The 23874-nt window shown below is 69.5% G+C and carries 6 protein-coding genes; 1 reads left to right on the top strand and 5 read right to left on the bottom strand.

Annotation, left to right across the window (positions count from 1 at the left end; genetic code table 11):
• Positions 1-83: 83 nt before the first annotated feature.
• The 3 genes from G9373_RS12050 to G9373_RS12040 all read right to left on the bottom strand — a co-directional run bounded on the left by G9373_RS12050 (position 84) and on the right by G9373_RS12040 (position 19186).
• Positions 84-16844: a non-ribosomal peptide synthetase gene (locus tag G9373_RS12050; protein ID WP_167115287.1), complete on the bottom strand. Its 16761-nt coding sequence runs from the start codon at positions 16842-16844 to the stop codon at positions 84-86.
• Between the two features lie 290 nt (positions 16845-17134).
• A complete protein-coding gene (locus G9373_RS12045; protein ID WP_133986087.1) occupies positions 17135-18334 on the bottom strand; it encodes a sensor domain-containing diguanylate cyclase in 1200 nt (399 codons plus the stop codon).
• Positions 18335-18382: 48 nt separating this feature from the next.
• Positions 18383-19186, bottom strand: a complete 804-nt coding sequence (locus G9373_RS12040; protein WP_005244521.1) for an alpha/beta hydrolase — start codon at positions 19184-19186, stop codon at positions 18383-18385.
• Positions 19187-19296: 110 nt separating this feature from the next.
• On the opposite strand from G9373_RS12040, the gene G9373_RS12035 reads away from it, so the two are divergent.
• Positions 19297-20232 carry a methionyl-tRNA formyltransferase gene (locus G9373_RS12035; RefSeq protein WP_064080302.1) on the top strand — a complete coding sequence of 312 codons (936 nt, stop codon included), beginning with the start codon at positions 19297-19299 and terminating at the stop codon, positions 20230-20232.
• Positions 20233-20290: 58 nt separating this feature from the next.
• Here the strand turns inward: G9373_RS12035 and G9373_RS12030 are convergent, their stop codons facing one another.
• Positions 20291-22039, bottom strand: a complete 1749-nt coding sequence (locus tag G9373_RS12030) for an ABC transporter ATP-binding protein (protein ID WP_133986086.1) — start codon at positions 22037-22039, stop codon at positions 20291-20293.
• Positions 22036-23739: an ABC transporter ATP-binding protein gene (locus tag G9373_RS12025; protein WP_133986085.1), complete on the bottom strand. Its 1704-nt coding sequence runs from the start codon at positions 23737-23739 to the stop codon at positions 22036-22038. The genes G9373_RS12030 and G9373_RS12025 overlap by 4 nt, the downstream gene beginning before the upstream one ends.
• Positions 23740-23874 lie beyond the last annotated feature (135 nt).

Raw genomic sequence — 23874 nt, 5'->3', positions numbered from 1 at the left:
CTTATTTCCAGCACAGTACCAAGTACTTCCGGCCCTCGCGGCGGCGAACTCCGCCCCGGAACTGCGATCTGGATCACTCTTGATCATCGGGATCCTTCCGCCCACACGGTGACCAGCGACGACAACTCCGACGCCCAGCCACGAACCGTCTCGGCGTCCAGCACATCCGAGGAGAACGAGAAATACGCGTGGACGGGTCCGTCGCCGATCGGCTCGTAGAAACTCAGCGTCAGGTCCGAATCCGGAACACCCACCGGCACCGGCATCAACCCACCCAGCGCGTCGAGACGACCGAGCCTGGCCTGCTCGTGATGAACGAGCATGACCTGCGGACGCAGCACCGCGGTCTCACCGACCGCCTCCACGACGTCGGCGAACGCCACATCCTGGTTGTCCAGCGCGTCGAGATTCGCGGTACGGACACGCCGCAGCAACTCCACGGGATCGGGATCACCGCTCGTATCCGTTCGCAACAGAACGATATTGAAGAAGCAGCCGACCAGCGCGTCCAGCGCCTCCTCCGTGCGTCCCGCGACGAGTGACCCCAGCGGAATGTCTGTGCCCGCGCCGTGCCGTGTCAGCACGGTGGCGAGTGCGGCCTGCAACACCATGAACAGGCTGGTGCCCGTGTCGCTCGCGAACCTCCGGGCCGCGCTGTGGAGTTCCGCGTCGATCTCGACCGGCACGATCTCCGCCGTCCGCGGTCCGCGCCCGGCCGGGGCGGGCAGGTCGAGCCGGGACGGCATGCCGTCCAGCGTCTCCCGCCAGTAGTCGAGCTGACGCGACCGACGGCTGTCCGGGTCCTCGGGATCGCCGACGAGTGCCTGCGACCACACGACGTAGTCGGCGTATCCGACGGGCAGCGGTTCCCACCCGGGTCCCTCGCCGTGCGAGCGCGCTGCGTATGCGCCCATCAGATCACCGAGCAACGGCACCACGGACCACTCGTCGACGGCGATGTAGTGCATCGCGAGGAGCAACACCTGGGTGCCGTCGGCGCCGGTCACGAGATGCACCCGGAGCGGTGCGTGCTCGGTGAGATCGAGGGGTTCCTGCGCCAATTCGAAGACGGTGCGGTGAACGTCTCCGTCCCCGACGTCGACGAGTTCGAGGGCGGGCCGCACCGCTTCCTGCGCGACGACGGTGTCCCCGGCCTCTACGTACACGGTCCGCAGCGGTTCGTGCCGGGACGTGACGTCGTCGAGAGCCTGCGCCAGGATCTCGACATCGACGGTATCGCGAAGCTGCAGCGACAGTGCGTGACTGGCCCGCGCCTCGGCGCCGGCCGCCCGGAACTGCTTCCAGAACCGGCGTTGCGGCCCGGACAACGGCAGCGCCTCCGGTCTCGGGTCCGCTGCCGTCAGCACCGGCCTGCCGGTGGACGAGGCCCCCGCGACGAGTGCGGCGAGTTCGGCCACCGTGGAATTGTCGAACACGTCCCGGATACCGATGTCGACGGCGAACCGCCCGCGGATCCGTCCCACCACCCGCATCGACGCCATGGAGTTGCCGCCGAGGTCGAAGAAGTTGTCGTGGATGCCCACCGACGGCAGATGCAGGATGTCGGCGAACACTGCGGCGATCTCCTTCTGCTCCGACGTCTGCGGGGCGCCGTCCCCGGTCAGGGCCGACCAGTCCGGCAGCGGAAGCGCCTTGCGGTCGAGTTTGCCGTTGGGTGTCAACGGGAGATCGCCGTCCAGCACGACCACGAGAGTCGGCACCATGTAGTCGGGCAACCGCGCGGCGGCGTGTTCCCGCACCGCCTGCGGATCGATCTGCCCGGCTCCGTGACCGTCGGCCGGTGTCACATAGCCCACGAGCCGGACGATGTCGCCGGACCGGTCCGCGACGACCGCCGACTGCTTCACCACCGGATGGCTTCCGAGGGCCGCGATGATCTCGCCGAGTTCGATGCGGAATCCGCGGATCTTCACCTGGTCGTCGACGCGTCCGAGGAAGTCGATGTTGCCGTCGGCCCGCCAGCGCGCCCGGTCACCGGTCCGGTACATCCGGGTGCCCGCGTCGCCGAAGGGGCTGGGCAGGAACCGTACCGACGTGAGGTCGGGCCGGCCGAGGTAGCCGCGGGCCAGTCCGCGTCCGGCGATGTACAACTCGCCCGCCACTCCCGGCGGTACCGGCTGCAGGCGGTCGTCGAGGACGTACGCCTGCTCGTTGGGATCGGGGATGCCGATCGGCACGGCCGAGTTCCATCCGGGTTGCGCCTGCCACAGCGTGTTGTTGACGGTGGCCTCGGTGAGACCGTACGCGGCCAGCAGGTTGAGCCGTTCCGCCCAGCGTCCGATCAGTTCCGGCGGCACGGTCTCGGTGCCCACCAGCACGGTGCAGCCCTCGGGGACGTCACACCCCGACGGCAACGCCGCCAGCAGTGACGGCGGAATGATCGCGTGCGTCACGGCGTGTGTGGCCATGAAGTCGGTGAGTTCCGGTCCGGCGACACGGGACTCGTCGGGCACGATCACCAGGCGGGATCCCGTGCACAGTGCCATCGACAACTCGAAGACCGCGACGTCGAATCCGATCGACGCGAACTGCATCACCACCGAACCGGGGACGAGCTTCATCCGCTGTTCGGCGGTCGCGACGAGGCTGGGGATCCCGTCGTGAGTGAGGATCGCGCCCTTGGGTTTACCGGTGGAGCCCGACGTGTAGATGACGTACGCGGCGTGGTCCAGGCCCTGCGGGGGCCGTGGCACCTGCGGGGCGGGGCCGGTCCCGAGTTCCGCGACGACGGACGCGTCGTCGAGGAGAACGCGAGCGAGGCTGCCGACGTCCGCGATGCGCGGGCTCTCCCCCACCGTGGTCACCAGCACCCGCGCGGCGGAGTCGGCGAGCATGTAGGAGATGCGGTCGGACGGGTGGTTCAGGTCGAGCGGAAGGTACGCGGCCCCGAGTTTCAGCACCCCGAGCACGACCGAGACCATCTGCGCCGACCTCGGGACCGCGAGTCCCACAACGTCTTCGACGGAAACGCCGCGACGATGCAGCAGTGCGGCGATTCGGTCGGCGCGAACACTCAGGTCCGCGTAGGTCACCTCACCGTCGTCGTCGACGACTGCCACGGCGTCGGGGGTCGCGGCCACGTGGCGGGCGAATGCCTCGTAGAACGTCTCCTCCGCCACCGGCTGTGCGGTGTCGTTGAACCCGCGCACCACGAGTTCGCGTTCGTCGCCGAGGAACACGTCGAGGTCGCCGACCGTGCGACCCGAGTCCGACGCGAGGGCGTCCAGCACCACGACCTGCCTGCGCGCGATCTTCTCCGCGGTGGCCCGGTCGAACAGGTCGGAGCCGTATTCGAAACGCAGCTCGACCCGGTCGTCGTCGAGGTACTCGGTGAAGTTGAACACCAGGTCGAACTTGGCGGTGCGTTCCTCGAACGCCACCGGGGCGAGGGCCAGTCCGGGTGCGAGCGCCGAATCGGACGTCCGGCTGTGGTAGCCGACCATCACCTGGAACAGCGGGTTCCGGGCCAGGGTCCGCGCCGGATTCACCTTCTCCACGACGGTTTCGAAAGGGACGTCCGCATGCGAGAACGCCGCCAGGTCGGTGTCGCGGACCCGTGCCAGCAGCTCGTCGAACGTGGGGTTGCCGGACACGTCCGTCCGCAGCACCACGGTGTTGACGAAGAATCCGATCAGGTCGTCGAGACCCTGTTCGCTGCGACCGGCGACCGGCGCGCCGATCGGCAGGTCGTCGCCCGTACCGAGACGGTGCAGCAACGCCGCCGACGCCGCGTGCAGCACCATGAACATGCTGGTTCCCGACGTCCGCGCGAGCGCACGCAGGGCCCGTGTCATCGCGGCGTCGAGCGTCGTCTCGATCGCGCCACCGGCGAAGCTGGGCCGCGCGGGACGGGTGCGGTCGGTGGGGAGCACCAACTCCTCCGGCGCACCGTCGAGAGTCGTCGCCCAGTAGTCGAGTTGACGGCTGACGAGGCTGGACGGGTCCTGCGGATCACCCAGAACGTCGCGCTGCCACAGCGTGTAGTCGGCGTACTGCACGCCGAGCGGCTCCCACGCCGGCGCCGAACCCTGCGCGCGAGCGGCGTACGCCGTCATCAGGTCCCGCAGGAACGGGCGGTCCGACCATTCGTCGGTGGCGATGTGGTGCAGCACGATGGCCAGCACGTGTTCGTCCGCGACCCGGATGAGGCTCGCGCGCACCGGGATCTCCGTGGCCAGGTCGAACGGGCGGCCGACGGTCTCGGTGATCAGCCGGACCAGATCGGCCTCGGTGCCGTCCACCACCGCGACGTCGGGGCGGGCGTCGTCCAGGATCACCTGCACCGGTTCACCGTCGTGCTCCCCGAACACCGTTCGCAGCGATTCGTGCCGCGACACGACGTCGGTCAGCGCCTGCTCGAACAACCCGGGGTCCAGTGCACCCTGCAGTCGCAGGACGATCGGGAAGTTGTACGCGACGGCGGGGCCCGCCCCATCCCGAACCGACGCGCCCTCCATCTGCTGGAGCAGCCACAGTCGTTGCTGCGCAGCGGAGAGCGGCAGGTGCTCGGGACGCGGCCGAGCCACCAGTACCGGACGCGTCGATCCGGTGTCGTCGCCGATCCGGGCGGCCAGTTCCGCCACGGTCGGTGCCTCGAACAGGTCGCGCATGGTGAGGTCGGTGTCGAGTGCGGCCCGTGCCCGGCTGATCAGCCTGGTGGCCAGCAACGAGTGACCGCCGAGGTCGAAGAAGTCGTCGTCGACCCCGGGGGCGGGGACGCCGAGGACCTCACCGAACAAGGCGGACAGCACCCGTTCGGTGTCGGTGCGCGGTTCCGTGCGCGCGCCGCCGCTGCGGCCGAGCACGTCGTCCGCCGACGGCAGCGCCTTGACGTCGAGCTTGCCGTTGACCGTCATCGGCAGGCTGTCGACCTTGATGACCGCGGCGGGCACCATGTAGTCCGGCAACGTTGCGCGCAGCGCCTGTGAGTACTTGTCAACGTCCCGCGGTTGATAAGTACTCACGGGGACGGCGTAGCCGACCAGTCGCTTGAATCCACCCGCACCGGAGTCGACCACGACAGCCGCCTGGCGCACGCCGTCCAGCGCTTCGAGCGCGGACGCGATTTCGCCGAGTTCCACCCGGTGACCGCGGATCTTCACCTGATCGTCGGTCCGGCCGAGAAAGTCGAGATTCCCGTCCTCACGTCTCCGGACGAGATCACCCGTCCGATACATACGTACGGATTCCCGGAACGGGTCGGCGACGAACCGCTCCGCCGTCAGCGCGAACCGGTCGAGGTAGCCGCGCGCCAACCCGACCCCGGAGATGTACAACTCACCGGGAACGCCGTCCGGGACCGGACGCAACCAGGCGTCCAGCACGTAGGCGGACGTATTCCAAATCGGGGTGCCGACGGTGGGTGTCGCGCTGTCCGCGGTGCCGGCGCCGAGGGTGTTGATCGTGTACTCGGTGGGACCGTACAGGTTGTACCCGACCGTTCCGTCCGTGTCGCGCAACCGGTTCCACACCGAATCCGGTACTGCCTCGCCGCCGAGGAGCACCAGCGGCGGCCGGTGCCGCCCCGGACCGTCGTCGAGCAGACCCTCCTCGACGAGGTGCTGGGCGTACGTCGGCGTCACGTTGACGACGTCGATCGCGTGGGCGTCGCAATAGGCCACGAGCGCCTCGGCGTCACGCCGCAGATTCTCGTCGCAGATGTGGACCTCGTGACCTTCGACCAGCCACAGCAGTTCCTCCCACGACATGTCGAACGCGAACGACACGCTGTGCGCGATGCGCAGTCGCCGGCCGCCCGCAGCGGCCACGACGGGTTCGAAGATCGCCTCACGATGGTTGAACTGCATGTTGGTCAGGCCGCGGTACGGGGTGACGACGCCCTTCGGCTTGCCCGTGGACCCGGACGTGTAGATGACATACGCCGGATGGTCCAGGCGCCCGGGGGTTCCGGGCGCGAATCCGCCGAGTTCGGCCTCCGACAGCGGTCCGGACGCGACCGCGCCGACGTCCAGAGTGTCGACGGTCAGCGTGTCGACCGTCGCAGCGGCGAGGGTTCCCGCGACGTCCGACGTGGTGACCAGGACCGTCGGACGCGCGTCGTCGAGCATCGCGACGAGGCGCTCGGCGGGGTGGTCCAGTTCGAGCGGCAGGTACGCGGATCCGGTGCGCAGCACGGCGAACAGCGCGACCACCATCTCCACCGCCCGCGGCAGCGCGAGTGCGACGATCCGCTCCGGGCCCGCGCCGCGGCCCAGCAGGAGCCGGGCCATCCGGTTCACGTCGGCGTCGAGTTCGGCGTAACTCACGGTGCGGTCCCCGAACACCAGGGCCGTCTCGTCCGGTCGGAGTCGGGCCGCGTCGGCGAACAGATCGGCGATGGTTCTGTCGGGCAGAGCCTTCCGTTCGAACGGCGCGGGCGTTGCGGCACCGGCGATTCCGCCGACCACACCCGACAGGTCGGTGGACCACTCCTCGAGCACGGTCAGGTACCGCGACAGCATACGTTCGACCCGCGACTCCGAGATCTTCTCGGGGTGGAACTCGAACTTCACCTTCACGCTCGCGCCCGGCGTCACGACGACCGTGACCGGGTAGTGCGTGTGATCGATGCTGTCGCCGCCGCTGATGTCGTGCGCCGCATCGAGCGCCGCCACCTGCTTCTCGTCCACGAAGTTCTGCAGCACGTACAGCACGTCGAACAGCTGCCGGTGCTCGGAGACCCGCTGGATGGAGGCGAGCCCGAGGTAGTCGTACGGGGTCAGCGCCAACCTCTCCGACTGGATTCGCCGGAGCAGGTCGGCGACGGTCTCGCCGGCGCGCAGCGTCGTCCGGACGGGGACGGTGTTGAGGAACATTCCCGCCACCGCGTCGATGCCCGGGACCTCCGGTGGGCGCCCGGCCACGGTGGTGCCGAACACCAGGTCCCGGCGTCCGGTCTCGATTCCGAGCACGACGGCCAGCGCGGCATTGAGCACCGCGTTGAACGTGACACCGGCACCGCGGGCACCGGCACGGAGCCGTTCGCTCAGTTCCTCGGACAGCACCGCGTCCCGGCGCTGGGGTGGCTGCGGCTCCCCCACGACGGTCGCGGCCAGCAGCGTCGGTTCGTCGAGCCCGCCGAGCGCGTCGGTCCACGCCGACTGCGCGGCACCGGAGTCCCGGGTGGCCAGCCACTGCAGGTAGTCCTCGAAAGATCCTTCCGGGGCGGCGAACCCGGAGTCGTCGCCGCCCGATTCGTAGAGGGCGAGCAGCTGGCTGACGACGAGGCCGTTGGACCATCCGTCCCACAGCAGGAACTGCCGGTTGATCACCAGTCGGTCGTGGGAGTCACCGAGCCGCAGCACCATTGCCCGCCACAGCGGCGGGGAGGTGAGGTCGAACGGTGTCAGCCGGTCCTGTGCGGTCAGCTGTTCGGCGTAGGACGCGCGTTCGGGCTCGTCGAGTTCCCGGAGGTCGAACTCGGCGATGGGCACGTCCAGGCCGGCGCCGAAGAACTGCACCGGCGCGGGCAGCCCTGCGCTGACGAATCCTGCTCGCAGCGTGGGGTTGCGTCGCTGCAGGGTGCGCAGCGCGGCGGCGAGCCTGTCGGTGTCGAGGCGGTGCGCGAAGTCGAGTGAGAACTGTGCCGTGTAGATGTCGGCGCCGGAGTCGAACCCGGCCTGGAAGTAGAGGCCCTCCTGCAGCGGCGACAGCGGCAGCACCGTGTCGACCCCGCTCGGGCTCGCCTCGACGATCCGGTCGATCTCCTCCTGCGTCAGCTCCACGAGGGGAAGGTCGGACGGTGTGAGCATCGCCGGTCCGTCGTGTTCTCCTGCGGCGTCGGCCAGTTCACGAAGTGCCGACACCCAGCCGTCGCTCAACGCGACGACGTCGGCCTCGCTCAGGTCTGCGTCCGACCAGGCGAAGACGGCCTGCAGTTCGGTGCCCCGCTCGGACTCCTCGCACAGGGCGTTGATCACCAGCCGGTAAGGGCCACCGAGATCGGCATCGGGATCGGTTGCCAGCGAGTCGGATTCGACCGCGGGCGTCCAGGGTCCGGACACCGCGTTCGGCATGCGGCCCAGGTAGTTGAACAGCACCTGCGATTCCGCCCGTGCCGCCAGAAGACCCGCGGTGCGCGCGTTGACGTACCGCAGCATGCCGTAGCCGATGCCGCCGTCGGGGGCGCCGCGCAGCTGTTCCTTGACGTCCTGGAGCGTCTCGAGTGCGCCCGTCCGGCTGCGCAGCCGGACGGGGGTGACGTTGGTGATCCAGCCGACGGTCCGGGAGAGATCCACGCCCTCGGTGAGTTCTTCGCGGCCGTGCCGCTCGAGGTCCACCAGCAGGTCGTTCTCGCGTCCACGGCCGGCGAACCACCGGTCGGCCGACAGTCGTAGCGCCGCGAGCAGCACATCGGTGACGTCGGCGCCGACCACGGCGGGAACGGTGGTCAGCAGCGCCGTCGTGAGTTGCGGGTCCAGGAGGACCGTCCGCCGTGCGCCGCTGCTCACGACCGCGTGCCCGTCGGTGTCGGCCACCAGGTCGGCACCGGGTTCGGTGACGCGCAGCCAGTGGTCGAGTTCGGCGAGCCGGGCGGGGTCCTGCGCCTGCTCGGTGACGATGCGGGCGAATCCGCGCAGCGACGTGGGCACCGGGTCGAGCGCGGCGTCCTGGCCGCTGTCGGCCGCCACCCACGCCATGGCGAGGTCCTCGATCAGCGTCCGCCACGACACCCCGTCGATCACCAGATGGTGTGCGACGAGGAGGAGCCTGCCCAGCTCCTGCGGGCCGGCGTCGAACCACACCGCCGACAGCATGGTGCCGTCGTCGGGGTCGAGCCGATCGGTGGCGGCGTCGGATTCTGCTGCGACGGTTTCGCGCAGCGCGGCGGCGTCGAGTCCGGTGACGTCGACGCGACGCAGTTCCAGGTCTGCGGATTCGGTGATCTCGAGCGACCACACACCCGGCGCGTGCCGGGTGAGCTTCTGCCGCAGGCCGTCGTGGTGACCGATCACCGAGTGCAGGGCGGCCGTCAGGACGGTAGTGCTGGTTCCCGCCGGTGTGTGGAGCAGAACGGCCTGGTTGAAGCGGTTCTTTCCGCCACTCCATTCGGACAGCCGATGGACCACCGGTAGCGGCGGCAGGACACCGGTGCCCGACTCCTCCACGCGCGGGGCCGACGCGACGACGGTGGCCGCGACCAGCCGCGCGAGCGCGGCCGGCGTCCGCTGTTCGAAGATCTGCCGCGGCGTGACGGTGATTCCCTCCCGGCGAGCGAGATTCACCAGGCGGATGGCGAGGATGCTGTCGCCGCCGAGCGCGAAGAAGTCGTCGTCCACCCCGACGGTCCCGAGACCGAGAACCTCGGCGTAGTGGGCGGCCAGCACCGCTGCCGGTCCGCTCTCCACGGCCGGCGCGGACGTCGCCTGCGCGGAGAAGTCCGGTGCGGGGAGGGCTTTACGGTTCAGCTTGCCGCTGGGGCCGAGCGGAAACTCGTCCAGCATCACGAACGCGACGGGCACCATGAATTCCGGCAGCGCCGTGGCCAACTGCGCACGGACGTCGTCGGGGTCGGCGTCGCCGACGACGTATCCGACCAGCTGCTGCTGACCGGGCCGGTCCGAGCGCACGACGGCGGCAGCCTGCCGCACTCCGGGGCAGGCGGCCATCTGGGCTTCGATCTCGCCCAGTTCGATGCGGAAGCCGCGCAACTTCACCTGATCGTCGACCCGGCCGAGGTATTCGACCGCACCGTCGGCGTTGACCCGGGCGACGTCACCGGTGCGGTACATGCGGGACCCGGTGCGGGAGAACGGGTCGGCGACGAAGCGCTCGGCGCTCAGCCCGGGCCTGCCCAGGTAGCCGCGGGCCAGCTGTGGCCCCGACAGGTACAGCTCACCGGCCGCACCCGCGGGCACCGGCTGCAGATACCGATCGAGCACGTAGAGACCGGTGTTGGACGTGGGCAGGCCGATCGGCACGGACGGCGCGGCCGCGTCGATTCCCTGCACCGACGCGGCGTAGCTGACGTCGACCGACGCCTCGGTCGGACCGTAGAGGTTGTCGAGTTCCACTCCCGGCAGGAGTTCGGCGACGCGCCGCGCGGATGCCACGGGAAGCGCCTCACCACTGCACGAGATGATCCGCAGCCCGGTGCACCGGGCTGCGGCGGGCTCGGCAAGGAACACCTCGAGCATCGAGGGCACGAAATGCACACGCGTGATCGACTGCCGGACGATGACGTCGGCGAGGTACGCCGGGTCCTTGTGGCCGTCCGGCCGCGCCAGCACGAGGGTCGCCCCGGCGAGGAGCGGTCCGAAGAACTCCAGCACCGACACGTCGAAGCTGGACGGCGTCTTCTGGAACACGTTGTCCGTAGCGGTGATCGGACGGAACCGCTGAACCCACAACAGACGGTTGACGATGCCGGCGTGCGGCACGACGACCCCCTTGGGCCGTCCCGTCGAGCCCGACGTGTAGATCACGTAGGCGGGGTGCTGGGGCACGAGCGCGACACCGGTCAGCGGCTCGGGCGAGTACCGGTCGGCGTCCGACACCCGGACCTGCGGAACATCGGACCCGGAGAACGGCACGGTGCCGTCGGTGAGGACGCACACCGGTTCCGCGTCCTCCAGCATGAACGCCAGCCGGTCGGCGGGGTAACCGGTGTCGAGTGGAACGTAGGCGCCGCCCGCCTTCCCGACCGCGAGGAGCGCCACCATCAGATCCAGCGAACGGGGCAGTGCCACCGCCACCTTCGACTCGGGTGTCACCCCGCGGTCGACGAGCAGCCGGGCGAGGCGGTTCGCGCGCGCGTGCAGTTCGGCGTAGGTGAGGTGTTCGTCCTCGAACACGACGGCCACCGCGTCGGGTGTCCGGGCGGCCTGCTCCTCGAGCAGCGCCGTCACCGTCGTCTCGGGGAACTCCGCCTCGACGTCGCGCAGTGCCGCGTCGATCGGCTCACGCGACGCCAGCACGACGGAAGACACGTTCTGGTCGACGTCCCGCGTCAGCTCCGCGAGGTACGCCACCGTCGACTCCGCGAATCGGGTCGCGGTCGCCGCATCGATGCGGGCGACGTCGTATTTCAGCTCGAGCGTCAGCGCGTCACCGGGCACGACGATCAGCGTCATCGGGTACGGCGGGTGCTCGTCGAACCGGATGCCGGTCAACTGCACCGCACCGGTGGGATCCGCCACCGCGCCGTCGCCGAGCGGATAGTTCTCGAACACGACGAGCGTCTCGAACAGGTCCTGCAGTCCCGCTTCCCGGCGCAGGTCGGGCAGGCCCAGGTACTGGTGGTCGAGCAGCGTCGACTGCTCCTGCTGCCACCGGGCGAGGGTCTCGGCCACCGTGTCGGTCGGCCGGTACCGCAGCCGGGTGGGCACGGTGTTGATGAACAGGCCCACCATGGTCTCGATACCGGGAAGGTCGCCGCCGCGGCCCGACACCGTCGAACCGAACACCACGTCCTCCTGGCCGGTGAGGCGACCGAGGACCAGACCCCACGTGCCGTGCACGAGCGTGCTGAGCGTCAATCCGCGGGCCCGGCCCACCGCGGACAGCGCGACGGTGGCGTCCGACGGCAGTGTCGCCCGGACACTGTGTATCCCGGACTCTCCCTTCGACGACGGCTTCGGAAGTTCCACCGGCTCGGAGGCATCGGCGAGCGCCTCCCGCCACACGGCGAGCGACGCCCGACGGTCGCGCGCATCCAGCCATTCGAGGTAGCTCCGGTACGGCGTGGGCGTCGGCAGCGCCAGCAGCTTCCCCTCGACGCTGTAGAGGGCCATCAATTCCCGCAGCATCACCGGCACCGACCATCCGTCGGCGACGATGTGGTGAATCGACTGCAGCAGAAGAAACTTTTGGTGTTTCACCCGCGCGAGCGTGTAGCGCAGCAGGGGGCCGCGACCGAAGTCGAAGCCCCGGGCCCGATCCGCCGCCAGCACCTGTTCCACGCGCTGCTCCGGATCCGCGACGCCGGTCAGATCGAGCACCTCCATCGGCACCTGGACGTTCTCGCCGACCACCTGCACGACCCTGCCGTCCGAGACCGCCCGCACTCCGACGCGGAGGGCAGCGTGCCGGTCGACGACCGCCTGCAGCCCACGGTGCAACGCCGCCGCGTCGACGGGCCCGGTCAGTTCGATCACCTGCTGCACCACGTACGGGTCCGTGCCCGTGTCCTCGAATGCCGACTGGAAGTAGATGCCCTCCTGCAGCGGTGTCAACGGAAGCACGTCGGCCGCCCCCGCCAGCGCGTCCACGTCCGGCTGTGTCAGCGACACCAGTGGGAAGTCCGACGGCGTGTGACCGCCGAGACGGTCGACTCCGGCCAGCACCCGCAGCACCGCGGTCCACTCGTCGGCGAGCGCCAGGACGGCGTCACGGGTGAGCACACCGGGCGCCCACGTCAATGTCGTGCGCAGGACTGGGCCGTCGGCGCCGTCCTCGGCGATCACGTCGAACGCCAAGGCGTGTCCGAGCGGCATCCGCGGATCGTCCGCGCCGCCCATCGCTCGGGGCAGCCAGTCGACGCCCGCCGCGGACGTCACCCGACCGAGATAGTTGAACAGCACCTGCGGGGTCGGCGCGTTCGCGAGTTCCGGCTTCGGGACACCGAGGTAGCGCAGCGCGCCGTAGCCGAACCCGGAACCCGGGATGCGGCGCAACTGCTCCTTCACCGCCTTCAGCGCGTCGGCGATTCCAACCTCGTCCGCCGCTGCGCCGGGGTCGAGCACCACCGGGTAGACGGTGGTGAACCAGCCGACGGTCCGGGAGAGGTCGAGGGCGGGTCCGTCGCTGCGGCGCACGAGGTCTTCCTCGCGTCCGTGCCCCTCGAGATCGAGGAGCACGGGGCCCGGCTCTCCGTCTCGCCACCTCTGCAGCGCCACCGCGGCCCCGGTGAGGAGCGCGTCGTTGACGTGGCCGTGGAACGCTGCGGGCACGGTGGAGAGCAGCGGCCGGGTGAACTCCGGAGGCAATGTCACCGTGAGGGTTTCGGCGTCGCCGGCGAGGTCGAGGGCGGGATCGAGCGCACGCGAACCGAGGAGCGGGTCTTCCGTGGTCGCCGCGTCCGCCCAGAAGGACAGTTCGTGGTCGAAGGCACCCGACCGCGTCTGCTCGTCGAGCAGCTCGGACCAGCGGCGCAGCGACGTTCCGACCGGAGCGAGTTCGGGAACGCCGCCCGCCGCAACCGCTGATCCCGCGCGGGCGAGGTCTTCGAGGATGATGCGCCAGGACACCCCGTCGACCACCAGGTGGTGTCCGATCAGCAGCAACCGGCCGGGACCGTCGGACGCGACGAAGAGGACGGCCTGCACCATCGTGCCCGCATCCGGGTCGAGCCTTCCGACGGCCGCCCGTGTCTCGATGTCGAGTTGGTCCGCGCTGCCGTCGAAGTCGACCACCCGCAGGATTCCGTCGACCGCCGCCGGGGACGGTTCCGGCACGGACAGCGTCCAGCGGTCGCCCCCGCGGCGGAGGCCGCTTCCGTTACCGCGGACGAGGGTCGCGCGCAGGGCGTCGTGCCGCGCGAGAACCGCGGCGAGCGCCGCCGTCGCGGCGTGCTCGTCGAGGGCGGCGGGAGTCTGCACGAGCACCGACTGGTGGAACGCGGCGATCTCGCCGCCCCGCTCAGCGGTGCGGGCGACGATCGGGGTGCTGCGGACGTCACCGATTGCGACGTCGTCGGAGTCCACGGCGGCCGCGGTCCGGCCGTCCTGGACCCGGGCGAGCGCCTCGGCGGTACGGAGCTGGAAGATCTCCCGCGGGCTGATCGAAAGACCTTCCCGCCGAGCGTGGTTGACCAGCTGGATCGCGACGATGCTGTCGCCACCCAACGCGAAGAAGTCGTCGGTGACACCCACCGACTCCACCCCGAGAGCACCCGCCATCAGCGCACACAGGGTTTCCTCGGCGGCGGTGCGGGGCGCGACGTTCTCGCCGGCCGCGCCGAGGTCCGGCTCGGGTAGTGCACGCCGGTCCAATTTTCCGTTGGGGGTGAGCGGGAACCGATCGAGGACGACGAACGCCGACGGCACCATGTACTCCGGCAGCTTCGACGACGCCCAGACCCGCAGTTCGGCGACGTCCGGTACCGTATCCTGCTTCGGCACCACGTAGGCCGCGAGATACTTTGCCCCCGAGGGCGTCTCCCGCACGACGACGGCACTGTGCCGGACGTCGGGATGGGACACGATGCCCACCTCGACGTCCTCGAGTTCGAGTCGCATGCCCCGGATCTTCACCTGATTGTCCGCGCGGCCGAGGAAGTCGAGGGACCCGTCCGGCGCCCACCGCGCGAGGTCACCTGTTCGATACAACCGGGATCCGTCGTTCGCGAACGGGTTGGCGACGAAGCGGGACGCCGTGAGCCCCGGAGCGTCCACGTAACCGCGGCCGAGAAGGAATCCGCCGGCGTACAGCTCACCGCCGGTGCCGAGCGGCACCGGGTTCAGGTGTTCGTCCAGCACATACAGCTGCGTGTTGGGGTTCGGGCGGCCGATCGACGTCGCGATCCGCTCGGAGTCCTCCCGATAGATCACGTGCGACACCCCGATCGTCGCCTCCGCGGGGCCGTAGCCGTGGTACAGCGTGATGGCGAGCTGCGATCGGAACCTCTCGAACAGGCGCGGAGTGAGAACCTCACCGCCGCACCACACATGCTTCAGCGCCGCCAGCCGATCCGTACCCCGTGACAAATCGAGTAGCACGTCCAGCATCGACGACACGAGATAGACGAACGTCACCGACTCGCCGGCGATCAGGTCCAGCAGATACTGCGGGTCCCGTTCCCCACCGGGTTCGGCCACCACCAGCCGGCCACCCGCCACCAGGGGCAGCAGGATCTCGTTCACGGAGATGTCGAACGACAGTGGCGCCTTGAACAGCGACGCGTCCGAGGGTCCGAAGCCCAGGATCTGGTCGCGTTGCCACAGCAGCCGCGCGCAGACGGCCTCGTGACGGATCATGGCGCCCTTGGGCCTGCCCGTCGAACCCGACGTGAAGATGACATACGCCAGCCGCGAACCCTGCACGGTCACTGCGGGCGGCTCGGTGGACTGGTCGGCGTACGCCCACGCCGCGAGGTCGACCGGCACGGCCCGCTCCCCCGCGTCGGTGACTCCGCCGGGTCCGGTGAGAACGAGCGCCGCCCCGGCGTCCGCGAGGACCGAGGTCCGGCGGTCCTCCGGCCACGACGGGTCGAGGGGCACGAACGCCCCACCCGAGCACATGACGGCGAGCAGCCCGATCACCATCTCTGCCGACCTCGGAAGACCCACCGCCACCACTGTTTCCGCCTCGACACCGCGGGCGCGCAGGTGGTGGGACAGCTGCGCCACGCGTTCCCCGAGTTCCCGGTAGGTGAGCCGGATGTCGCCGGCGATCAGGGCCTCGGCATCCGGTGTCCGCGACACCTGAGCATGGAACAGGTCGGGAACAGTCACCGATTCCTGCGGGGACGCCGTGTCGTTGAACTCCACCAGCAACAGCCTGCGCTCGGCCTCGGTCATCGGATCGAGCGACGCGATGGGCTGCGACGGGTCGGCGACGAACTGCCCGACGAAGTGCTCGAGCCGGCGGCGATGCTCCTCGAGCTCGGCGCCGAGACCGGCCGGGGCCCGGAGGTCGATCTGGATGGGCTCCGAATCCTGCCCACCGCGGATGGAGAAATCGAGGTCACGGACCGGTCCGGTGGCCGAACCCCGCACCCACGCCGGGAAACCGCCGAACGTCAGCGAGTGCTCGAACATCATGGAATTGATTCCGGGACCGAAGATCTGACGGTCCGGATCGATCGACCGCAGATCGCGGGCGAGGTCCTCGCCGCGATAGCGCCCGTGCCGCAGCACCGAGATCAGCGTCGTATCGATGCGGGTGGCGAGTTCGCCCACGGTCATCTCGGGATCCACCTGCACCCGGAGCGGCAGGATCGTCGAGCACATACCCGGGATGCGGCGCAGCTCGCGTCCGACCCGCGCCGTCATCGGCAGCGACAAGGTGAGGTCGCGGCGGCCGGTGAACCGGTGGATGTACGCCACGACCGCGGCGAGCGGCAGCCGGGTGCGCCGGATCCCGGCGTCGGAGGCGAAGGTGTAGATCGCGTCGGCGTCGTCCCCGTCGATCTCGACGAGGGCGGAGATCGGCGACCCGGAGTGGTCGACGACCTGCGGGAGCAGCCGAGGAGGCTCCGGCGCGTCGATCACCTGCTGGATCCAGAAGTCGCGGTCGGACTCGAAGCGCGCCGACGCACGGTAGTCGCGGTCGGACGTCACGAGAGTGTCGAGGGGCCACGGCGCCGTGGACGTCTCGAGTTCCGGGTGCTCGTATCGATCGACGACGTCGGCCACGAGGAGGGTGATGCCGTATCCGTCGATGAGGCTGTGATGGTAGCGCTGATACCAGATCACCGACTCGTCCCCGGTGCGCAGCAGGGCGTGCCGGAACAACGGTTCGCCGCAGTCGAGGTCGACCACGGTCTCCATGTCGCGATCCATCCACGCGCGCGCACTCGCTTCGGGATCCACTTCGCCTCGCAGGTCCACGACGGCGAGAGTCCACGCATCGGAAGCTGTCGGCACCTGCAGCAGTTCGTTGTCGTCGCCTCGCTCGAAACGCACGTGCAAGGCTTCGGCTCGTTCGACGGTCTTCCGGATCGCCGCGGAGGTACGGTCCAGGTCGATCCGGCCCGCGACCTCGACGACGAGCGAGAGGTTGTAGACCGGGCTGCCCGGGTTCAACTGCTGCCCGACCCACACCTCGGACTGCGCGGCCGTCACCGGCAACGCGACAGACGTCGAACTGACGCGAGCCGAGTGAGAAGTGCCCTCAGCCGAAGTGCGCTGTGGGCGAGCAGCCGCCGAGTGGTCCGGAGACATGGGTGATCCGATCGTCCGTCGAGAGCGCCCGTCCAACGACGGGCACCCGAAGGAGTTTAGGTTAGGCTACCCACTAGCAACAAGCCGGTTGCCGGCAAGTTCACGGGCGCGGGTTATCACAGCGGTAATTCGTGTTCAATCACCACGAACGCGTGTCCCTCGCACCGCCGGCAGCTTTTACCGCACCAAAGCGGTCCCGGCGTCGAGTTCGGCCGTGTAAACATACCGCTCGTTCGCGGCGTTGGCACACGAGCGGCGGCGTCGACACCCAGGGGCAGCCGCCCAGCAACCTACTGGTGCCAGACCGCGGTGTTCCCACCTCGACGCTTGGCTGCGTAGAGGGCGGTGTCCGCATGATGGAGCAGTTCGTCGACCGTGCGAGCCGACGTGCTGCGCGCCATCCCCACGCTGATCGTCACGACGAGGAGTTCGTCGCCGACGTCGATCGGCGTCGTGATCGACGCAAGCATCCGGGTGACCACGTCGTCGACGTCGCGTTCGTCGATGTCGGGCAGGATGGCGACGAACTCGTCGCCGCCGAGCCTGCCGACCGCGGACGGAGCGCGCATCGCGTGGCGCAAATGCTCGGACACCCCCTGCAGGATGCGATCACCGACGCGATGCCCCCGGGTGTCGTTGACGTCCTTGAACCCGTCGACGTCGAGGAACAACGCGACCGCAGGCCCCGCACCGGGCTCGAACAGGCGCTGCAGATGCTCGGTGATGGCGGCGCGATTGAGCAGTCCGGTGAGACTGTCGTGCGTGGCCTCGTGCAGAAGAAGGGCGTGTGCCTCCGCCGCCTGCTGCTGGGCGGTGACTTCCGCGGTGACGTTCCGGAAATGCACGACCAGTGCACCGGAGTCGGCCGCCGCGGTCACCTCGATCGTCATCCCGGGCGAATACAGCGAGTCCACCCGCGTCTGCTGCTCCCGGCCGGTGGCGAGAACCTTGCGGCACAGTGCGTCGAAGTAGCTGCCGCGCGTTTCCGGAAGAACCTCGGTGACGACACGGCCGAGCAGTTCGTCCCGCGACCGCCGCACATGCCGCAGGCAGCCGGAGTTGACGTAGATGATCCGAAGGTCCCCGTCGAGCGCCAAGAACCCCAAGCCCACCCGATCGAGCAACGACGCGAGCTGCGCGTCCCGGCCGGCCACGTGCCCGAGTTCGATGACCACTCCCGTCAGCTCCACAGGGGCACCGGACGCATCGGTGGTGACGTCGATGCTGCGGGTGAGGATGTACCGGGTCGACCGATCTGCCAGCACGATACGGAACACACACTCCGCGCCGACGGACCCGGCGGTGTCACCGAACATGCGACGCACCGCACCGATGTCTTCGGAATGGACCCGCTCCCGCCACCATTCGAGCGGTGGGCGGGAACCGTCGTCCTCGAAGATAGCGGCGGCCTTTTCATCCCACCACAACGCCCCGTTCACGATGTCGTACCGGACGATGCCCACCCCGAGGCGCGGAATACCCAACGCCATCAGAATCTCGCCGTCACCGTGATCGCCCCCCCCAGCCGCTCGGAACTGTCAGTTGGCGAGGAACTCGAGCAGCACCTTGTTCACCACTTCAGGCTGTTCGAGGTAGCCGTAGTGCCCCACGTCGGGGATCTCGTAGTACCGAGCCGACGGGATGGCCTCGGCCACCTCACGCGACAGATACGGCGGAATCATCCTGTCGTCGGCGAAACCGATGGACAGGCACGGCGTCGTGATCGCCCGGTAGGCCTGCCTACGATCGAAGCTGCGGTCCATCTCCATCTGCGCGCGCACGCCGTCCGACGTCCGGCCACCGCTGAACTCGAACAGGTCGAGCCAGTCGCGGGCCGTGTGCGGGTCGACGAGCGAGGCGGGCGACAGATTCATCACGGCAGTCACCGCGGCCCGGTACTTGGCCGGGAGTTCGACCCCACTGTCGTGCAGGGCACGCTCGCCCTCGGTGAGGGTCTGCTGGAAGTAGTCCATGCGGGCGTGACCGGCGAGGAACGCCGCCTTGTGCACGAGGTCGGGCCGGGTCAGGGCCAGTTCCTGCGCGACACGGGCACCCATCGAGGTGCCGACGACACGCGCCGGTCCGCCGCCGAGGTGCTCGATCAGTCCCGCGGTGTCGGCGACGAGATCGTCCATGGTGATCCCGCCGAGGCTCTCACCGGACGGCGCGATGCCCCGGTTGTCGAACGTACAGACACGGTAGCCGGCGTCGATGAGCGCAGGGGTCTGATGCAGATCCCACACCCGTCCCGGGCTTCCGGTTCCCATGATGAGCACCACTAAATCGCCGGATCCCTTGACCTGGTAATTCAGGGGGATCCCGTTGATCGTGGCGATCGTCATGTTGCCTTCCTTCCATGGGCGGTCTCACCGAATTAGGTTGGATAGCCTAAGCTGGCTTCGCTGCCGCTCGCATGCGGCGCTGACCGACAAGCTCGTCCAGGAGGACCGCGTTGAGAGTCGCCACACTCGGATATCAAACCTGGGGTCACCGTACCCTGCAGGCCCTGCTCCAGTCCGACCATGAGGTCGTCCTCGCGATCACCCACCCCAAGAGCGACCACGTCTACGAACAGATGTGGGCGGACTCCGTCGCCGACCTGGCCACCGAGCACGGGGTGCCCGTGCACATCGCCACCAAGCCGGACGAAAACTTCAAGGCCGCGCTGAAGCAGGCCGACCCCGACATCGTCGTCGCCAACAACTGGCGCACCTGGCTGCCACGGGACGTCTTCGACTCTCCCCGCTACGGCACCCTCAACATTCACGACTCGCTCCTGCCCAAGTACACAGGATTCTCCCCGCTCATCTGGGCGCTCATCAACGGTGAAGAAGAAGTAGGCCTCACCGCGCACCTGATGGACGAGGAACTCGACGCCGGCGACATCGTTTTGCAGAGGTCGACGCCCGTCGGGCCGTCGGACACCGTCACCGATCTGTTCCACCGCACCGTCGACATGATCGGCCCGATCACCCACGACGCACTCGAGCTGATCGCGTCCGGTCGCACGGACTGGACGCCGCAGGACCGCTCGCAGGCCACGTTCTTCCACAAGCGTGCCCCCGAGGACAGCCTCATCGACTGGACGTGGCCCGCCGACGCGATCGAACGGCTCGTCCGCGCGCAGTCCGACCCGTACCCGAACGCCTTCACCCATTACAAGGGACAGCGTGTCCGGGTTCTGAAGGCCGCCGTATCCGAAGGAAATTACGGTGGAACGCCCGGGCGTGTCTTCATCCACGAAGGCGACGGAATGGTCATCGTCGCCGGACCCGACGCTCGCACGGGCCGGAACAAAGGCCTCAAGATCCAGCGCATCCGGCTCGACGACGGCACCGAACTCGCCGGAACCGACTTCTTCCCCCACGGCGGCGGCTACCTCAGCTGACGCCCGTGCGCCTTTCTGGTAGCGGGAGCCACCAGAAAGGCGCACGGGGCGGAACGCCCTACCGACCCTCCCACGCCGACCAGAGTTCGGCGTATCGGCCGCCGGTCGCGACGAGATCGGCGTGCGGCCCCTGCTCGACGATCCGGCCGTGTTCGAGGACGACGACCCGATCGGCGGCGGCCGCCTGCGTCAACCGGTGGGCCACCACCAGCGTCGTGCGACCACGGGTCGCCGCCTCGGCCGACGCCTCGAGTTCCCGCGCACCCGCGCTGCCTGCTTCGGCCGTCGCCTCGTCCAGGATCGCGACCGCCGGGTTCGCGAGGACCAGTCGCGCCAGAGCCAATTGCTGCGCCTGGGCGGCGGTCAGCTCGTGGCCGCCCTCCCCGACCACGGTCTGGACGCCGTCGTCCAGTGCGTTCACCCAGCCGTCGGCGCCGACGGCTTTCAGTGCCATCGCCGCGTCCTCCTCGGAGGCGTCGGGTGCGCCGAGCCGAAGGTCGTCGATCAGCGGTCCGGCGAACACGTGGACTTCCTGGCTGACGATGGCGACCCGGCGGCGGAGACCACCCGGCTCCAGGTCCGGCAGCGCGGCGCCGCCGATGCGCACCGAGCCGGACGTCGGGACGATCGAGCCGGCCGCGATCGCCGCGACCGTCGTCTTGCCTGCTCCGGTCGACCCGACGAGGGCAACGCGTTCCCCGGACTGCACGTGCAGACTGATGCCGTGCACCACCTCGTGGCTGCCGTCGTAGGTGTGCCGGACGTCGGTGAGTTCGAGCGTCGAATCCGCGGACTCCCGGCCGGTGGCGGTTCCGGTGCCCGACTCGTCGTCGAGGTCGACGACGCCGACGAGCCGTGCCAGGCTCGCTCCCGCCGACTGCACCTCGTCGAACGTGTACATCAGCATGCCGATCGGATTGAACAACCGATGGAAGAGCAGTGCCGCGGTGGTGGTCTGCCCGACGGTGACGATGTCCGCGTTCACCAGCGCGAATCCGGCGGCGAGGATGGTGGCGAGCCCCACGAACTCGGCCCGGTTGCCGCGCCCCGCGAACCGGGTGAACAGTGCGAAGACGCCGACGGACAGGTCGCGGGCCTTCTCCGACGCACCGTTGATCTGCGCCAGATGGCTGTCTTCCAGACCGTAGGCGCGCACCGTCCGGGCGCCCTGCATGCTGCTGATCAGGGCCTGCGAACGCTCCCCCATCGCGACACGCTCGGCGGCGTACACCGGCGCGGACCGCGGCAGGTACCAGCGCATCGCCAGCGCGTACATCGGCAGCGCCACCATGCCTGCGAGCCCGAGCCGCCAGTCGATGCCGAGCATCGTGACCATGCTGAGCACCACCAGCAGGATCGCCGTGACGAGGTTGGGGACCACGTCGGTGACGGCCTTGCCGATCACCGCGACGTCGTCGCCGACCCGCGACAGCAGGTCGCCCTTGCCGACGCGTTCGACCGTCTGGATCGGCAGCCGGAGCGCCCGGTCGACGGTGCGTTCGCGCAGATCCGCCAGGATTCCCTCGCCGAGGCTGCGGATCAGGAACGACGCTAACCCGGCACACACGCCGCCGATCACCGCGGCGGACGCGATCACCGCGACCACCCACCCGATGGTGGACGGCGGCGCACCGTCCTGCACCCGGTCGACGAGGACGCCGAAGACGTAGACGGGAACCAACGCCATGCCCGCCGCGACGGCGGCGACCAGCATGGTGACGACGCTCCGGCCGCGGCGGTGTCCCAGTTCGGACTTCAGCCACGCCCACGTGTCGCGGGCGTTCGCGATGGGCAGCAGTTCACTCATCGCAAGACCGCCTGACGGTAGTTCGCGTTCTCGGTCGCCAATTGCGAGTGTGTGCCCTCGCCGACCACCGTTCCGTCGTCGAGGACGACGACGCGGTCGGTCACGGACAGCAGCGCGGGGCTGCTCGTGATGAGGATCGTCGTCTGGCTGCCGGCGGAGGCGCGATGCCGCAGGTCCGCGATGCCGCCCGCGATCGTGTGTTCGGTGACCGCGTCCACGGCGGTCGTCGGATCGTGCAGCACCATCACCGGCGACTGCGCCACCAGTGCACGTGCGAGGGCGACCCGCTGCCGCTGACCCCCCGACAGCGAGGACCCGCGGTCGGCGACCTCGTGGTCGAGTCCCTCGGGGTGTGCTTCGACGACGTCCACCGCCGCGGACGCGGTCAGCGCCGCCTGCACCTCGGACGCCGTCGCGCCGGACCTGCCTGCGGTCACGTTCGACGCGACGGTTCCGGAGAACAGGTCGCCGTTGTGCGGTTCGACGAGCAGCGCCCGGCGGGCCTGCGCGAGATCCGCGTCCGACAGCTGCACTCCGCCCACCGTCAGTTCGCCGTCGTACCGGTCGGGCGGAACCTGCCCGGACAGCAGCGCGGCCAGCGCCTCCGCGTCCTGCGGGCGGTACGCGACGATGCCGAGCAGTTCGCCGGGGGTGACCCGGAGGTCCACCGCGTTCAGGGACCGGTAGGACACCCCGGTCAGGCTGAGCTCGCTGCCGTCGAGTGTCCGGCCCGACCCGGCGGGCAGCAGAGGTTCCGCATCGAGGACCAGGGCGAGGCGGTCCGCCGACGCGCGGGCGAGGGCGAGGAACCCGGGCAGACCGGCCAGGACGCCGAGCGGTTCGATGAAGAACTGGGACAGTCCGACGACGGTGATCAGCTCGCCGATGGTGATGCGCCCCTCGAGGGCGAACCAGCCTGCGACACCCGCGACACCGACGGCGAGGAGGGCGCTGACGGTCATCGACGCCCCGGCGAACACGGCGGAACTCTTCGCCGTGTGCAGGGTGGCGCCGAGCGCCTCGCGGCTGGCCGTCCGGTATCGCCGCGACGCCGACACCTCGGCGCCGATCCCGCGCAGGGGGCGGAGCCCGCTGACGAGGTCGGTGGCCATGGCCGAGGCCCGCGCGACGGCGGCCTGCTGATCGGTGGCCCGGCGGGTGATCAGCGGCGCCGCGAGCTGGAGGAGACCGAGGAAAACGGGGGTGCCGATCAGAACGGCGAGTCCGAGCGGCACGTCGATCAGCAGGAGGGCGACGGCGGATCCGATCGCCGCGGTGAGGGCCGCCGCGGCCCGCGGTGTGATGTCCGCGATCCAGGCCGCACGGTCGGCGTCCGACGTCGACACGGACAGCAGCTCACCGGCACGCAGGTCGGTGCGCACTCCCCGCGGGTCGAGGATGCGGTGCGCCACCTCCATCCGCAGCTGGTGCGCCTCGTTCTGCATCGCCACGACGATGAACCGGGCACCGAAACGCCACGCCGCGGTGAGCACCAGGAACAGCAGCGCCAGGGCGCACAGCCACACCGCGAGAGCGAACACGTCCCCGGTCGCGACGGCCCGGTCGACGATCACGCCGATCGAGATCGGGACCAGCGTCTCCGCCACCTGATGCAGGCAGACGAGCACGGTGCCGATCCCCAGCCGAACACGATTCCGCACCAGCGTGCGACGCAGAATTGCGGTGCCACCAGTCTTCACGCGCGTAACTCCCAACGCCGACGCTTCCCCACCCACCCACCAACCAAGTAAGCAGACCCTAACTAGATGAACCTTAATCGATGGGCAACTAGCGTTGACATGCCCGGTTCTCATAGAGTCGCCGATACGAACTAC

This window comes from Rhodococcus sp. A14, from assembly GCF_011603105.1.
In the GTDB taxonomy this organism is placed as follows: Bacteria; Actinomycetota; Actinomycetes; order Mycobacteriales; family Mycobacteriaceae; genus Rhodococcus_F; species Rhodococcus_F opacus.
The sequence above is the reverse complement of the archived record's forward strand: the minus strand, read 5'-3'. Positions and strand labels throughout refer to the sequence as shown.

Bases quoted from the DNA above. Each gene is read 5' to 3' on its own strand.
- G9373_RS12050 (WP_167115287.1), bottom strand. From the start codon at position 16,844: ATGTCTCCGGACCACTCGGCGGCTGCTCGCCCACAGCGCACTTCGGCT.
- G9373_RS12045 (WP_133986087.1), bottom strand. From the start codon at position 18,334: ATGGCGTTGGGTATTCCGCGCCTCGGGGTGGGCATCGTCCGGTACGAC.
- G9373_RS12040 (WP_005244521.1), bottom strand. From the start codon at position 19,186: ATGACGATCGCCACGATCAACGGGATCCCCCTGAATTACCAGGTCAAG.
- G9373_RS12030 (WP_133986086.1), bottom strand. From the start codon at position 22,039: ATGAGTGAACTGCTGCCCATCGCGAACGCCCGCGACACGTGGGCGTGG.